General features: G+C 66.4%; 10 protein-coding genes. All 10 read left to right on the forward strand.

The window, feature by feature from the left end:
* Positions 1-82 precede the first annotated feature (82 nt).
* The 10 genes from uvrA (at position 83) to E9536_RS23740 (ending at position 16,606) form a co-directional block, all read left to right on the forward strand.
* Positions 83-5,977: an excinuclease ABC subunit UvrA gene (uvrA, locus tag E9536_RS23695; protein ID WP_136470897.1), complete on the forward strand. Its 5,895-nt coding sequence runs from the start codon at positions 83-85 to the stop codon at positions 5,975-5,977.
* 858 nt (positions 5,978-6,835) lie between these two features.
* On the forward strand, positions 6,836-7,876 hold the full coding sequence (locus tag E9536_RS23700) for an LLM class flavin-dependent oxidoreductase (RefSeq protein ID WP_136470899.1): 1,041 nt from the start codon (positions 6,836-6,838) through the stop codon (positions 7,874-7,876).
* Positions 7,877-7,984: 108 nt separating this feature from the next.
* A complete protein-coding gene (locus E9536_RS23705; RefSeq protein WP_136470901.1) occupies positions 7,985-8,674 on the forward strand; it encodes an energy transducer TonB in 690 nt (229 codons plus the stop codon).
* A gap of 66 nt (positions 8,675-8,740) precedes the next feature.
* Positions 8,741-9,676: a MotA/TolQ/ExbB proton channel family protein gene (locus tag E9536_RS23710; RefSeq protein ID WP_136470903.1), complete on the forward strand. Its 936-nt coding sequence runs from the start codon at positions 8,741-8,743 to the stop codon at positions 9,674-9,676.
* A gap of 12 nt (positions 9,677-9,688) precedes the next feature.
* The gene (locus E9536_RS23715) at positions 9,689-10,111 is read left to right on the forward strand and encodes a biopolymer transporter ExbD (RefSeq protein ID WP_021156566.1); all 423 of its coding nucleotides are present in this window, start codon (positions 9,689-9,691) and stop codon (positions 10,109-10,111) included.
* 12 nt (positions 10,112-10,123) lie between these two features.
* A complete protein-coding gene (locus tag E9536_RS23720; RefSeq protein ID WP_136470905.1) occupies positions 10,124-10,555 on the forward strand; it encodes a biopolymer transporter ExbD in 432 nt (143 codons plus the stop codon).
* Positions 10,556-11,307: 752 nt separating this feature from the next.
* Positions 11,308-13,692, forward strand: a complete 2,385-nt coding sequence (locus E9536_RS23725) for a TonB-dependent receptor (RefSeq protein ID WP_247873499.1) — start codon at positions 11,308-11,310, stop codon at positions 13,690-13,692.
* A gap of 46 nt (positions 13,693-13,738) precedes the next feature.
* Complete coding sequence (locus tag E9536_RS23730) at positions 13,739-14,542, forward strand: 2OG-Fe(II) oxygenase (protein ID WP_136470909.1); 804 nt, start codon at positions 13,739-13,741, stop codon at positions 14,540-14,542.
* Between the two features lie 2 nt (positions 14,543-14,544).
* Positions 14,545-15,255 carry a hypothetical protein gene (locus E9536_RS23735; protein WP_048027334.1) on the forward strand — a complete coding sequence of 237 codons (711 nt, stop codon included), beginning with the start codon at positions 14,545-14,547 and terminating at the stop codon, positions 15,253-15,255.
* A complete protein-coding gene (locus tag E9536_RS23740) occupies positions 15,248-16,606 on the forward strand; it encodes an MFS transporter (protein WP_168799565.1) in 1,359 nt (452 codons plus the stop codon). Before E9536_RS23735 ends, E9536_RS23740 begins: the two co-directional genes overlap by 8 nt.
* Positions 16,607-16,848: the final 242 nt, after the last annotated feature.

Here is a 16,848-nt window from a genome sequence, read left to right on the forward strand (position 1 = left end):
CGCGTGCGCCGCGCCTGCGGGCATCCGCCGCAGCGTTCCGGCACCGGGCACTCTGGTTAACTCATTCAGACGGGCAGGCAAATTGTCATCCAGCAATCTGATCCGCATTCGCGGAGCACGTCAGCACAACCTCAAGAACCTCGATCTCGACCTGCGCACTGGCGAGATGACGGTCGTCACCGGCCCGTCGGGCTCCGGCAAGTCGAGTCTCGTGTTCGACACGCTGTACGCGGAAGGCCAGCGGCGCTACGTCGAGACGTTCAGCGCGTACGCGCGGCAGTTCCTCGACCGGATGGACCGCCCGCAGGTCGAGCGGGTCGACGGCGTGCCGCCCGCGATCGCGATCGACCAGACCAACCCGGTGCGCAGTTCGCGCTCGACCGTCGGCACGATGACCGAGCTGAACGATCACCTGAAGCTGCTGTACGCGCGCGCGGCCGAGCTGTTCGACCGCAAGACCGCGCGGCAGGTGCGGCACGACACGCCGGAGACGATCTACTCGGAACTCGTCGCGCGCACGCAGGCGGACGATCCGCGCGTCGTCGTCACGTTCCCGGTCGAGCTGCCCGAAACGGCGTCCGATGAAGAAGTCGCGCAGTGGCTGTCCGCGAGCGGTTACACGCGCGTGCAGGCGCAGCGCGAGGTCGCGTCGCCCACCGGGCCGCGCAAGGTGCTCGACGTGGTGGCCGACCGCTTCCGCGTGCAGCAGGCCGACAAGGTGCGCGTGGTCGAGGCGATCGAGGCGTCGCTGAAGCGCGGCGGCGGGCGCGTGAACGTGTACGTGCTTGCGCCGGAAGCGGAAAACGCGACCGCCGAGCCGCAGGTGTGGCGCTTCTCCACCGGGCTTCACGATCCCGACAGCGACCTGCGCTACGCGGAGCCGCAGGCGGCGCTGTTCTCGTTCAATTCGGCGTATGGCGCGTGCGAAACCTGCCGCGGCTTCGGCCGCGTGATCGGCGTCGATCTCGGCCTCGTGATCCCCGACGCGCGCAAGACGCTGCGCGGCGGCGCGATCAAGCCGATGCAGACGCCCGCGTGGAAGGAGTGCCAGGACGACCTGATGCGCTATGCGGCGAAAGCCGGCATCCCGCGCGACACGCCGTGGGCCGAGCTGTCGGACGCCGAGCGCGACTGGGTCGTCAACGGTTCGCCGGACTGGAACGGCAAGTGGCAGAGCCAGTGGTACGGCGTGAAGCGCTTCTTCGGCTATCTCGAGTCGAAAGCGTACAAGATGCATATCCGCGTGCTGCTGTCGAAATACCGCAGCTACACGCCGTGCGACGTGTGCGGCGGCGCGCGCCTGAAGACGGAATCGCTGCAGTGGCGGCTCGGCTCGAAAGAGAACGCCGACGGCGTGCTCGCGCCGGCCGGCCGCTTCATGCCGCGCGGCGTCGACTGGAGCCGCGCGCAGCTCGAGGCGCTGCCGGGCCTGACCGTGCACGACCTGATGCTGTTGCCGATCGAGCGCATCCGCCGCTTCTTCGACGACATCAGCCTGCCGAGCGCGCTGCTCGACGATGCATTGAAGCTGCTGCTCGCCGAGGTGCGCACGCGCCTGAAATACCTGTGCGACGTCGGGCTCGGCTACCTGACGCTCGACCGGCAGAGCCGCACGCTGTCGGGCGGCGAGGTGCAGCGGATCAACCTGACGACGGCGCTCGGTACGTCGCTCACGAAAACCCTGTTCGTGCTCGACGAACCGAGCATCGGGCTGCATCCGCGCGATCTCACGCGGATCGTCGAGGCGATGCAGCGGCTGCGCGATGCGGGCAATACGCTGGTGGTGGTCGAACACGATCCGTCGGTGATGCTCGCGGCCGATCGCCTGATCGACATGGGGCCCGGCCCCGGCGAGCGCGGCGGCACGATCGTCTACGACGGCACGCCGGGCGACATCCGCTCCGCGCACACGCTGACGGGCGAGTATCTCGGCGGCCGCAAGCATGTCGCGCATGCGTCGAACTGGGCGCGCCGGGTGGTCGACGCGAATACGCCGCGCATCGTGCTCGAAGGCGCGAGCGAACACAACCTGCGCGACGTGACGGTCGAGATCCCGCTGCAGCGGCTCGTCTGCGTGACGGGCGTGTCGGGGTCCGGCAAGTCCACGCTGCTGCAGGACGTGCTCTATCCGGCGATGGCGCGGCACCACGGCAAGGCGACCGAGTCGCCGGGCGCGTACCGCGGCCTCACGGGCGCCGACCAGGTGGGCGACGTCGTGTTCGTCGACCAGTCGCCGATCGGCAAGACCACCCGTTCGAACCCGGCGAGCTACGTCGGCGCGTTCGACGAGATCCGCAAGCTGTTCGCGAAGGCGCCGCTCGCGCTGCAACGCGGCTACGGCGCCGGCACGTTCAGCTTCAACTCGGGCGACGGCCGTTGCCCGACCTGCGGCGGCTCGGGCTTCGAGCACATCGAGATGCAGTTCCTGAGCGACGTCTACCTGCGCTGCCCGGACTGCGACGGCAGCCGCTACCGCGCGGAGATTCTCGAAGTGCGCATCGAGCGCGACGGCCGCGCGCTGAGCATCGCCGACGTGCTCGATCTCACCGTCAGCGAAGCGGCCGCGTTCTTCGCGACCGACGCCGAGGTGCTGCGCGTGCTGCAGCCGATCGTCGACGTCGGCCTCGAATACGTGAAGCTCGGCCAGCCGGTGCCGACGCTGTCGGGCGGCGAAGCGCAGCGCCTGAAGCTGGCCGGCTTCCTCGCCGAATCGGCCGCGGCCGTGAACGGCCGCCGGGTCGTCACGGAAGAGGCGCGCATCGCGCGGGCGAAGCTGTTCATGTTCGACGAGCCGACCACCGGGCTGCACTTCGACGACATCGCGAAGCTGATGCAGGCGTTCGGCAAGCTGCTCGCGGCCGGCCATTCGCTGATCGTGATCGAGCACAACCTCGACGTGATCCGCGCGGCCGACTGGCTGATCGATCTCGGCCCGGAAGGCGGCGACGGCGGCGGCCTCGTGCTGTGCGCGGGCACGCCCGACGACGTGAAAGCCTGCGCCGCATCGCATACCGGCGTGGCGCTGCTGCAGTACGAACGCGCGATGGATGCCGACATGGCGCTCGCCGACGAAGGCAAGCCGCTGCAGGCCGTGCTGAACGCGGCGCGCGAGCGGCGTGCGATCGAAGGCGAGGACGTCGTGCGGATCGTCAACGCGCGCGAGCACAACCTGAAGGCGCTCGACGTCGACATCCCGCACGGCAAGTTCAACGTGATCACCGGCGTGTCGGGTTCCGGCAAGTCGACGCTCGCGTTCGACATCCTGTTCCACGAAGGCCAGCGCCGTTACCTCGAATCGCTGAACGCGTATGCGCGCTCGATCGTGCAGCCGGCCGGCCGCCCCGAAGTCGACGCGGTGTACGGCATTCCGCCGACCGTCGCGATCGAGCAGCGGCTGTCGCGCGGCGGGCGCAAGAGCACGGTCGCGACCACGTCCGAGGTGTGGCACTTCCTGCGGCTGCTGTACGTGAAGCTCGGCCTGCAGCATTGCATCCACGACGGCACGCCGGTCACGTCGCAATCCGTCGAATCGATCGCCGCGCAGTTGCTGCGCGATCATCGCGGCGAACACGTCGGGCTGCTCGCGCCGCTCGTCGTGAACCGCAAGGGCGTGTATACGGATCTCGCGAAGTGGGCTAAGGCGCGCGGCAGCACGCATCTGCGCGTCGACGGCGAGTTCGTGCCGGTCGATCCGTGGCCGAAGCTCGACCGCTTCCGCGAGCATACGATCGAGCTGCCGGTTGCCGATATCGTCGTGTCGCCCGACAACGAAGCCGAACTGCGACGCGTGCTCGACGAGACGCTCGAACTCGGCAAGGGCGTGATGCATCTGCTCGCGCCGCTCGACGGGCTGCACGACGCGATGCAGAACGATCATTCGACCGCGCGGGTCGGCACGGTCAAGGTGCTGTCGGTCAAGCGTGCGTGCCCGGTGTGCGGCACGAGCTACCCGGAACTGGACCCGCGGATGTTCTCGTACAACAGCAAGCACGGCTGGTGCACGACCTGCGTCGGCACCGGCGTCACGCTCACGCGCGAACAACGCGCCGCGTACGACGACACGGTGCTCGCCGGGGACGATCGCGGCCGCGAGCAGACGCTGCCGTCGGACGAACAGGAACCGGAAGGCGTCGGCAACGAGCCGTGCCCGGATTGCAACGGCACGCGGCTGAACCCGTCCGCACGGGCGGTGACGTTCGACGCGCACCCGATCGTCGAGGTCGCGCAATGGACGGTGTCGGACACGCGCCGCTGGATCGACGGGCTGGAACTGACGGGGCGCGACGCGCAGATCGCGCGCGACATCGTCAGCGAGATCGGCAGCCGCCTCGCGTTTCTCGAGGAAGTCGGGCTCGGCTACCTGAGCCTCGATCGCGCGGCGCCGAGCCTGTCGGGCGGCGAAGCGCAGCGCATCCGGCTCGCCGCGCAACTCGGCAGCAACCTGCAGGGTGTGTGCTACGTGCTCGACGAACCGACGATCGGCCTGCATCCGCGCGACAACCAGATCCTGCTGGATGCGCTGCGCAAGCTCGGCGACAAGGGCAACACGCTCGTCGTCGTCGAACATGACGAGGACACGATCCGCCGCGCCGATCACATCATCGACATCGGCCCGGGCGCGGGCAAGCGCGGCGGCACGCTGGTCGCCGAGGGCGCGGTCGCCGATCTGGCCGCGCAGCCGGATTCAGTGACGGGCCGCCTGCTCGCGCAGCCGATGACGCATCCGCTGCAGCCGCGCCGCAGCGTGAGCCTGCCGGGCAAGAAGGGCGGCGCGGCCGTGCCGGAAGCCTGGCTGACCGTGCACGGTGCGCGGCTGCACAACCTGCGCGACGTCACGGTCGGCATTCCGCTCGCGCGGCTCGTCGCGGTCACGGGCGTAAGCGGTTCGGGCAAGTCGACGCTCGCGCGCGACGTGCTGATGACGAACCTGCTCGACGCGGTCGGCCGCTCGGTGCTGTCGTCGCCGGCCACGCGCCGCGCGCGCAAGGCCGCGCAGCAGGACACACCGGCCGCCAACCGTCGTTCGAGCGTGCTCGCGCGCAGTGCGCCGCGGCCGTCGCTGAACGTCACGCATGCGTGGCAGGGCTGCGAATCGCTGAGCGGCTGGGAGCAGATCGACCGCGTGCTCGAAGTCGACCAGACGCCGATCGGCAAGACGCCGCGCTCGTGTCCGGCCACCTATATCGGCGTGTGGGACACGATCCGCAAGCTGTTCGCCGATACGCTGGAAGCGCGTGCGCGCGGCTACACGGCGTCGCGCTTCTCGTTCAACACTGGCGACGGGCGTTGCCCCGCATGCGAAGGGCAAGGCGTGCGCACGATCGGGATGAGCTTCCTGCCCGACGTGAAGGTGCCGTGCGACGTGTGCCACGGGCAGCGCTTCAACCCGGAGACGCTCGCGGTCACGTGGCGCGGCCGGAACATCGGCGACGTGCTGACGATGGAGATCGACGAGGCGGTGGAGTTTTTTGCGCCGATCTCGAACATCGCGCATCCGTTGCAGCTGATGAAGGATGTCGGCCTCGGCTACCTGACGCTCGGCCAGCCGTCGCCGACGTTGTCGGGCGGCGAGGCGCAGCGCATCAAGCTCGTCACCGAGCTGACGAAGGTGCGCGACGACATCACGCGGCGCGGCCAGAAGGCGCCGCACACGCTGTACGTGCTCGACGAGCCGACGGTCGGCCTGCACATGGCGGACGTCGCGAAGCTGATTCGCGTGCTGCACCGGCTCGTCGATGCGGGGCATAGCGTCGTCGTGATCGAGCACGATCTCGACGTGATCGCGGAAGCCGACTGGATCATCGATCTCGGGCCGGAAGGCGGTGTGGGCGGCGGCACGATCGTCGCGGCGGCGCCGCCGGAAGCGCTCGTGCAGGTGAGCGCGAGCCATACGGGGCAGGCGCTCAAGCCGGTGCTCGCGCGAACGGGCGCGGGCGAAGGGGAAGCCGAGCGCGAGGGCGAAGCGCGGGTAGGGTGAGCGCGGCGCTTCGTGTTGAGAGCCTCGGTGCCAGGGGGATTGCCTCCTGGCTAACGGGCTCGGTTCTGTTCTTTCAAGCCGTGGGGTAATGGCTCCGGTGTGGCGCCGTTACCCCGCTTTCGATACGTGAAACCTCGCGCTATCGGAGCTTCGTTTTCTGGTGTCAACCGGCGCCGTCAAGTCTGTCCGCGGCTCGCTCGATCGCGTGCCCGTCACTTAAAACACATTCCCCACGCGTTTTCGCGCTGTCGCATCCATGCCGTGGTCGGGTTCGGCTGCGCGTCGAACTGTTGCGCCAGACCGGCCAGCGTCCGCTCGCCTTTAGCGTTGCAAGCGCAGCACTTTTGCATCGAACCCCGCCGGGTGTGACCATCGGGTTCTCTTCTTCATCGTCCAGGTTCCCGGGCCGGCATTATCGCGGGCCAACGGATCGAGCGTTCCACCTACACACCTGCCCGGATTTGCGAGCCCACGCCTGAATCAATCGCGAATTCCATTATGTGTGTGCGCGCTATCGGTTTTGATACGTGCGTCATATTCATAGAAGAAATGACCGCAACGGGGCAGTCGCACGTTCTCCATAATCGACATTCGAGATTACCTGCCTATTCGACGCTTTTTCATGAAAGTTTGAATCCGGTCAGCCCGGCCATTCGCGAGGTTGAGTTCGATGTCGCGTTTCCTTTTTTCGATCCCCGATAAAAACCCGCTCGCCAAAGAGGCGAGCTCGCGCGTTCCGGTCGATGGTGCCGTGCTGGTCGTGCGTCATGCCTGCCGACAGGCAGATTGGGCAGATCCCGGGACGACAGTACGCGGCGCGTGTACCACCAGACAGACCCAATGACGAAGGATACGAAAGTGAGCAACATCCGCATTGATCACATTGCCTTCCTGACACCGGGCAATTACGCCGGTGAAGACGCGGCGGCGGGATTCGAGCAGACGCTCGAACTGTTCGGCGCGGGCGAAGCGCTCGGTTACGACAGCGCGTGGGTGCGGCAACGCCACCTCGAGCGCGCCGTCTCGTCGGCTGCCACGTTTCTCGCGGCGGCGAGCCAGCGCACGACCCGGATCGGATTGGGCGCCGCGGTCATCCAGATGGGCTACGAGAATCCATTCCGGCTGGCCGAGGATCTCGCGACCGTCGACGTGCTCTCGCGCGGGCGGCTCAATGTCGGGCTCAGCGCGGGCGCACCGAATCACGGCGCGCTGCTGGGCGAGCGGCTGTTCGACACCGATCCGGATCTCGTCGACTTCTCGCACGCGCGTGTGGCACGCCTGCGCCGCAATCTCGCCGGCGACTGGCTCGGCGACGACGACACGTTCGTCGAATCGGCCGCCGGCCGGGTCCGGCCGCGCGTGAGCCCGTTTGCGCCCGGCCTGACGGGGCGACTCTGGTACGGAGGCGGTTCCAGGCGATCGATCGAGTGGGCCGCCAGGAACGGCTTCAACCTGCTGATCGGCAATATAACCACGGGTGAGGGCACCGATAGCCATATCGACGCCCAGTTGCGGCAACTGGATCTGTATCGCGACCATTGGCATGAAGCTCACGCTCCGCGGATCGCGCTGGGGCGTGTGATCGTCCCGACCGACGGCGCGAGCGCGAAGGAGCGCGAACGCTATCGCGCATTTGCCGACGCGCGTCATGCCCGCACGCTGGCGCCGCAGGGCGAGCGGCGCACGCTGTTCGCGCCGGATCTCGTCGGCAGCTCGGACGAGATCGTGGAGCGGCTGCTGGCCGACCCGGTGGTCGGACAGGTGCGGGAGCTGCGCCTCGAATTGCCTTACGACCTGCCGTTCGAGAATTACCGGCAGATCCTCGAGGACTTCATCACGCGTATCGCCCCGGCACTCGGGTGGCAGCCGGTTGACCGGCGCGAGCCCGCCGCGGCCTGATGCGATCGACATGACATTCCATCGAATGGCGCACGTGATCGGAGTCGGCGACGGACCGGATGCCGCCGGGCACGCCGCCCCTTCGATCTCGTTGCAACTGGACCGAACATGACAACCGCTTCTCCATCCCGGCTCGCGGCAATCGGCCGCCCGCGCCGCTTCGGCAACAAGCAGACGCATCCGGTACGCCGCTTCGGCGGCATCGCGATCGCCGTTGCGCTGCATCTCGTCCTGATCTGGGCGCTCGTGAACGGTCTCGCGACGCGGGTCGTCCAGATCGTCCAGCAACCGATCGAGGCACGCATCATCGCACCGGTGAAGCCGCCGCCGCCACCGCCGCCACCGAAGCCGGTCGAAAAGGTCGTGTCGAAGCCGCGGGTGACGGCGCCGCCGCCGCCGTTCGTGCCGCCGCCCGAGGTGCACGTGCAGGCCCCGCCGCCCGCCACCATCACGCACCAGGACGCGCCGGTCCAGAGCGCACCGGTGCACGAAGCGCCACCCGCGCCGGTGCCGGTTGCCAAGCCGGTGAATCGCGAGATCGGCGTGGTCTGCCCGAATTCGGACGAAGTCCGGTCGTCGATCGTCTACCCGGCGGAGGCGCAGGACAACAACATCACGGGTGACGTGACCGTCGAGTTCACCGTCGATCCGGACGGCCGCGTCACGAACCTGCGGGTCGCGCAGCCGGCCGACCCGGTGCTCAATCGCGCGGCGCTCAACGCGGTCAAGCGCTTCAACTGTATCGCCCAGGGGCAATCCGTGCGTGTGCGGGTACCGTTTTCCTTCAACCTGAACTGACGGGGAAGGCAACGCGGCAGACGCCGCCTGCTTCCCGGATCGATCCGAAATAGATATGGAGTGCGTATGAGAAAGCATTTTCGGGCCGCGCTGGCGGCAAGCCTGATGATCGCCGCCGGCGTGAGCGGCACGCTGGTCGCCCCGCAATCCGTGCTTGCCCAGGAGAAGGCTGCGGCACGGGTCGAGACAGCATCCGGCGCAGCGCCGATCGTGGCGGCGCCGGCTGCGTCGAACGGATCGGAGCGCCCGGTGCCGCCGCCCGAACCCGCGACGTCGGCCACCGTCGAGAATCCTTACGGTCTGAGCGCGCTGTGGGCGAACGGTGACTTCGTCGCCCGCTTCGTGCTCGGGCTGCTCGTGGTCATGTCGCTCGGCAGCTGGTACGTCATGGTCACCAAGTTCATCGAGCAGGCGCGTGCGAACGGCCGCGCGAAGTCGGCTGACGAGCAGGTCTGGAATGCGCCGACGCTGGCCGAGGGTGCCGCCCAGCTCGACGATGCGTCGCCGTTTCGCTTCATCGCCGAGAACGCGATCGAGGCGGGCGAACACCACGACACCGCGCTGCTCGATTCGGTCGACCGCAACACCTGGATCGAGCTGAACATCGAGCGCTCGATCACCAGCGTGTCGAACCGACTGCAGGACGGCCTGGCGTTTCTCGGCACGGTGGGCTCCACCGCGCCGTTCGTCGGCCTGTTCGGCACCGTGTGGGGCATCTATCACGCGCTGACAGCCATCGGCATCGCGGGCCAGGCATCGATCGACAAGGTTGCCGGCCCGGTGGGCGAGGCGCTGATCATGACCGCGATCGGCCTCGCGGTCGCCGTGCCGGCCGTGCTCGGCTACAACTTCCTCGTGCGCCGCAACAAGTCCGTGATGGAACGCGTGCGCGATTTCGGCGCGCAACTGCACACGGTATTGCTCGCGGGCGGCAGGCGCGCGGCGGGCCGCATCGCGACGCCGGCGGCACAGTCGCCGCAGGCGCTGGCGGTTCAGTCGTAAGCGGGGCGCGTCATGGCAATCAGTGTCGGCGGTGACGACAACGACGAGGTGATCTCGGCGATCAACACGACGCCGCTCGTGGACGTGATGCTGGTGCTGCTGATCATCTTCCTGATCACGATCCCGGTGGTGACGCACACGATCCAGGTGCAGTTGCCGGCGGAGCGGGTACAGCCGCTGCAGACCCAGCCGAAAAGCATCGAGATCGCGGTGAACCGGCAGGGCGACCTTTTCTGGGGAACCGAGCACGTGAACCTTCCGACGCTGGTGTCGCGGCTGAAGGAGATTTCGACGCAGGCGCCGCAACCGGACGTGCACGTGCGCGGCGATCAGGCGACGCCGTATCAGTACATCGGCCGGGTCGTCGCGGCATGCGAGCGGGCCGGGGTCGTCAAGGTCGCCTTCATCACGCAGCCGCCCGCGCGCGGGGGCTAGGGAGTTCGAACGATGGGTATGAACGCAGGCTCCGGAGGGAGCAAGGACGATCCGGACGTGATGGTGGACATCAACACCACGCCGTTGATCGACGTGATGCTGGTGCTGCTGATCATGTTGATCATCACGATCCCGATCCAGATGCACTCGGTGAAGATGAACCTGCCGGTGGGGAACCCACCGCCGCCGCCGCATCCCCCACAGGTGGTGCAGATCGACATCGGTGCGGACGGGGCTGTCAACTGGAACGGCGCGGCAGTGAGCGGTGGGGCCGCGCTGGACGCGAAGTTCCGCGCGGTGGCGGCCGAGGGCGACCAGGACGAGATCCGGCTGCGCCCGGACAAGTCCGCACCTTACAAGGCGGTGGCCGAAGTGCTGGCCTCGGCCCAGCGCGAAGGCGCGACGAAGATCGGCCTGATCGGCAACGAGCAGTACATGGAGTGAGCGGCTCGAAAGAACGATGGCGCGGATAGAGTCGTATCCCGCCGGGTCGCACGCGATCGCGCGATCCTCTCGGGTGCCGCTGCACGCGCAATCGCCGCACTGTCACGCAACTTCGCGCAACCCCGCGTGAATCGCATTCGCCGGCCGGACGACGTAAACGTGTTGTCCAGGCCCGGCGCTCCCGCACGAGCAGATCACCTGCCACGGTGCAAGCGAGTACGCCGGGCGACTGGCCATCCATTCGCATCGAGAAACCGACGCGTTCCTCCTAAGCCGGCCACCCCATCAGCGGAGACTGCTCGAAGCGGAGCAGGGCCGCCGGGCTGCGATCGTTCCGCCATCGCAATGATGTCGACATCGTCACGATACTTTCCGGCCCATCGGTTCGAACATGCAATGCGACAACTTGTCGAGCGAAATCGATATTTCACAAACGTGCGCATATTCCTTTTCATTATTCAAATCGGGCATCGTCAATATCAACCAAATTAACGGGTGCCATTTCCATTCGCCACGCAATCGCAACATTTTCTGCGTGATTGCGTAATCGTGCGCAAGGTCGCTAATTGTCGGATGAATCGATAAATGAAAATGCGTATTTGTTATTTAACAAACTATTACACCAGGAGGATGATTCGTCACGCACTGATATCAAAACAAACGAGAAGCGTGACGCGAGAATGAAACAACACTTCGCGGCGCGCTGAAATGAGGGCCTTGAAGTGGTTTATCAGAGAAACGACATTGCGCGCGTGAGGATCCCCCGTTGCCGCTCGCTGGCGCTGGCCGCCTGCTGGATTACCGCCGGCAGCGCCGCGTGGGCACAGGGCACGAAGCCGGAACCGGCGCCTGCCGGCGATACCCGGGACGTCGTCGTCACCGTTCAGGACGTCGTCGTCACGACCGGCACGCGTGAAAGCGCGCGGAAGGTGCGCGATGCCGCCGCCCCGGTGGAAGTGATCAGCGGCGACGCGCTGCGGCGCACCGGGCAGGGCAACCTGCGCGACGCACTTGTCCAGCTCTCGCCGTCGATCGCGCGCCAGGCGATGCGCGGCGATGCGGGCAACCTGACCAGCGCGCTGACGCTGCACGGGCTGAGCCCCGATTACGTGCTGGTGCTCGTGAACGGCAAGCGCCGCCATTCGACCGCGAACGTGTCGCTGAACCGCGGGCCGCAGCAAGGATCGACCGGTGTCGACGTCGACCTGATCCCGGTCACGGCGATCGATCATGTCGAGATTCTCCGTGACGGCGCATCCGCGCAATACGGCTCGGATGCGATTGCCGGCGTGATCAACGTCATCCTCAAGTCGAATTACCAGGGCGGCGAGGTGTCGAACACCACCGGCCAGACCTATCAGGGCGACGGCCTCGCGCAGAACAATGCGGCCACCATCGGGCTGAGGCTCGGCGATGCCGGTTATGTCGACCTGAGCGCCGAATACAACCGGCAGAATCATACGGTGCGAACCGACGCCGATCCGCGAACCGGCCGGAACGACAACCTGATTCTCGGGTCGCCTTCCAGCACGCGGGAATCGGTCGCCTTCAACGCGGGTTACCTGCTCGAAGGCGGCGCGAAGCTGTACGGCTTCGGCACGTATGCGCACCGGAGCGGCGGCAGCTACCAGAATTTCCGGTTGCCGTCGGTCCTGCCCGCGCTCTATCCGAACGGCTTCACGCCGCAGGAAACGATCAACGAAAACGACTTTTCGCTGACCGCGGGCGTGAAAGGCGACCGGCTGCTCGGCTGGGCATGGGACATCAGTTCGACCTACGGCCGTGACAACATCGGCATCGGCATGGTCAATTCGGCGAATACGAGCCTGTTCGCCGCGACCGGATCGACGCCGACCGGCTTCCGCCTGTCGACCTTCACGAACACGCAGTGGACCAACAACCTGGACCTGTCGCGTGCATTCCACCTGCCGCTGCTGCCCGCGCCGCTCAACGTGTCGGTCGGCGCCGAGCATCGCCACGAAAGCTACACGGTCGGCGCGGGCGATCCCGCGTCGACCTACGGTGCGGGCAGCCAGGCGTTGCCGGGCCTGTCGCCGCTCAGTGCGCTGTCGAAATCGCGCGAGGTGCTCGGCACCTACATCGATCTCGCCACCCGGCTCGCGCCGAACTGGCAGGTGGATCTCGCGGGGCGCTTCGAGCATTACAACGACGTCGGCAGCACGACCAACGGCAAGGTCTCGACGCGCTACGACATCACGCCGCGCATCGCGGTCCGCGGAAGCGTCGGCACCGGCTTTCGCGCGCCGTCGCTCGCGCAGCAGTACTTCACGAACCTGAACATCTCGCCGCTTTCCGCCTACGGGCAACTGGCCCCGAACTCGCAGGCCGCACGCAACCTCGGCGCGACGCCGCTCAAGCCCGAGAAGTCGACCAACTTCGATATCGGGCTCGTGCTCAACCCGCTGCCGAACCTGAACGTGACGATCGACGCGTACCAGATCAACATCCGCGACCGGATCGTGCAGGGCGGCACCTATAGCGGACAAGCCGCGATCGATGCGCTGACGCAGGCCGGCATCACGTTGCCGGCGGGCTTGCCGTCGGTGACGGCGAACTATTTCACGAACGGCGTGAATACCCGCACGCGCGGCCTCGACATCCTGGCCACGTATCACAGCAACTTCGCGAGGTGGGGGAGCGTCGACTGGGATCTCGGCATCAACTTCAACACGACGAGCGTGACGAGCGTGGGCCGCGACACCAACGGCAACACGCTGTTGAACGCGCAGCAGGTCGGCTACATCACGTCGTCGACGCCGAAGAACAAGATCATCGTCGGCGGTACCTGGCACCGTGACAAATGGGCGCTCAGCCTGCACGAAACGCGTTACGGCAAGACCTCCGGCGAAGAGAGCTACTGGAGCGGCCCGAATGCATTTTCGACGACGCGCTTCGCGCATTTCACGAACGCGGCGCGCTACGTCACCGACGTCGAGCTGCGCTATGCGATGACACGCAAGTTCGAAATCGCGGTGGGCGCGAACAACCTGTTCAACGTGTACCCGAGCAAGCTGCCGTCCGAGAACCAGTTCCTGGGCACGCAGTACGACATCGTGTCGTCGCCGATCGGCATCAACGGCGGCTTCTATTACCTGCGCGCCCGCTACCTGCTCTGATGCGCGCGGCTCTCTTACTTCCTTCAATTCTTCATTCCATCACGCCATGAACCGACCGGCAGAGGTTGACCATGCAGTGATCGACGTCGACGAAACGTCGCTGTGCGCCGATCACATTCTCGATTTGTGCAGAGGCAATGCGCTCGCGATACGCATTCGTGCGTTCACGCCGCCGGCGGTCGTCCGGCGAGCGGAGGAGCAGCTGTTCGCCCATCCCGACCGGGGCGCGCTGGGTCACGCAGCCGAATTTACGCGGCTCGGCATCGCGTACGCGGAGGTGCGATCCGAAGAGGTGCGGCAGGCGTATCACCGGCATGCGCGCGCCAACATCGAGCGCGTTCGTACGTTGTTCGGCGAGCTGGCGTCGCCGGTCGACCGGTTCCGCACGCTGCTCGACGACGCGTGGCCCGAAGGGGCACGGCTGCTGAGTGTGGACGGGAGCAAGTGCTTCGTCGGCGTGTGCCGCTACCTGACGCCCGGCGTGGATCTCGAGCCGCACATCGACAACCTGGAATGGACGCTGCCGGTGGGCACCGGATGGGCGCTGCAGTATCAGCTGTCGGCCAACATCTATCTGCAGGTGCCGCCGCACGGCGGCGAGCTGGAACTCTGGCGCGTCGCACCCGATGCGCGCGAATACGAAGCGCTCAAGGGCGACCGCCACTACGGGATCGGCCGCGAGCAGGTGGGCGCGCCCGACCTGGTGATCAAGCCGGAGGTGGGCGACCTGATCTTCCTGAATCCGCGTTTCATCCACGCGGTTCGCCCTGTCCGGGGCGCCGACCGGGTCACGTTGAGTGCCTTCGTCGGCATCAAATCCGTTACCGAACCCTTAGTTTACTGGAGCTGACCATGTACAAGGTTTCATTGCAGGCACAAGGAAAATTTCAGGCGCACGAGTACGTCGGCAAGACGGCACTGCTGCTGATCAGCGTCGGCAAGGAATATCACGAAGGCGAAAAGCTGGCGGCGACCGTCGACAAGATCAACGTGGCGGGGTTCGGGCAATGCGTGATCGGCGTGGCCGATACGCTGCAGCGCCACAACTATGCGACCGGCTCCGCGCGCAGCAACTATCAGAAAAGCCGCGACCGCGGCGACGCGTGGCTGCGGGACCACGAGGGAACCCTCGCGAAACTGTCGATGCGGCGCGAGATCCTGCGATGGGACGACCTGCTGCGCCGCGACGACTATTCGCAGTACTACCATCTGATCACGAACGAGTACTACTCGAATCCCGAATACCGTTACGCGATCAACGACACCATCGGCGTGTTCGCGGAGCGGAACGGGCTCGTGCAGGGCACCCGCGAACACGAGGACGCGTTCTATCGCTCGCTCTTCTACATTCTCGAGGAATGCCCGATCATCATGCCGATGTGGGCGCGGGACGGCATCGATTTCATCATCTACCCGAAGCAGATGACCGCCGCGATGAGCAAGACCCGCGAGATTTTCGTGCAGAACGGAAGCGATGCCCGCGCCAACTGGCTGGCGGTCAAGTTCAAGAAAAAATCGCAGTCGCACGCAGACGAGGAAACCGAGGCACTGGCGCATGACTAATTCATCGAGCAAGGTTCGGAAATACGTCGGGCTGACCGGCATCTGTATCGCGAGCTTCCTGGGATGTATCGATCTCACGGTCGTCAACACGATTCTTCCGGCGATCGGCCGTGATTTTTCGATCCCGATCCAGACGACGCAGTGGATCACGTCCATCTTCATGGTCGCGCTGTCCGCGTTCATGGTGCCGGTTGCGACGCTGGCCGACAACCTGGGCCGCAAGAAGCTGCTGATCGTCGGCCTCGTGATCTTCGGCGCGGCTTCGTTGCTGGCCGGTATCGCGCATCATTTCTGGCTGCTGGTCGGGTTCCGCTTCCTGCAGGGCATCGGCTGCGCGATCCTGTATACGGTATCGGGCGCGATCGTCAGCTATACGTTCGACGAGAACGAACAGGGCAAGGCGCTGGGGATCCTGTTCGGCGCCAACGGCGTCGGGCTGGCGCTCGGCCCGATCATCGGCGGCCTGTTCGCCGGCGCGCTCGACTGGCACGACGCGTTCCTGATCAACATTCCGTTCATCGCGATCAGCCTGGCGCTCTGCGCCTGGGCGATACCGGAGTTCAAGGCGCAGGCGCGCAAGCGCATCGACGTGACGGGGTGCCTGCTGCTGGTCGTCGGCCTGACCACGCTCGTCAGCTATCTGTCCGTCGACGGCGGCCGGCTCAATCTCTGGTTGCTGCCGGTGTCGCTCGTCGCGCTGGCACTGTTCGTCTGGCATGAGTTGCGCACGCGCGACCCGATCGTCGAGTTTCATTTTTTCCGCGAACCGAGGTTCCTGTCCGCGCTGCTCGCGACGTTCTTTCTCGCGTTCTTCTACTGCATCGTGCTGCTCACCCTGCCGATCTTCTTTTCGACCCAGCTCCACAAGAGCGACATCACCATCGGGCTGTATCTGCTGCCGGCGACCATCACGTTTTCCATCGCGTCGTCCTGGATCGGCGGCCGCAGCGAACGGCTCGGCCCGTCGCGGGTGATCGTGACCGGCCTGTCGCTGTTCGTCGTCGCGTCGATTCTGCTGTCGATCGTCGCGGGGCAGCCCGACGCAGCCTGGTTCGTCGTGCCGCTGCTGCTGTTCGGCATCGGCTGGGGCGCGATACTCGGGCCCTCGACGCTGGTGGCGCTGGGTGCGCTGCCGCGCGAAAAGGCGGCCGTGGCGATGGGCACGTCGTGGACCGTGCACAACGTGGGCGGCGCGAGCGGCATTGCGTTCGCCATCTTCCTGATGCGGCAGGTCGACGATTTCCGGCATGGCTACCAGACGCTGATGCTGGCGCTCGCGGCCATCATCCTCGCCGCCGGCGCGCTGTACCACGTGCTGTCGCGTGAGTCGGTAGCGGTGGCCATCGACTGATCGGCCGCCGGATACGCATCGCTCGCGGATCGTCGCGCGAACGGGTTCCCATCAATAGCAGGCGGATGTCCGGGCGGTTGCCGGGCATCCGTCGTCTTGCCCGACAGGCGCTCGGCCTCGATCGCGCGGGGCGCGCTCGCGCATGCGTGCTTTCCAGACAGCGTCGACCCGACGCCGCGGGCGATTTCCGTGCGGCGTCCATGCGACCCGGGCCGACGAGAAACCGGGCACGGTGCCCGAAA

This window comes from Burkholderia sp. LS-044 (genome assembly GCF_004803625.1).
Lineage (GTDB): Bacteria > Pseudomonadota > Gammaproteobacteria > Burkholderiales > Burkholderiaceae > Burkholderia > Burkholderia cepacia.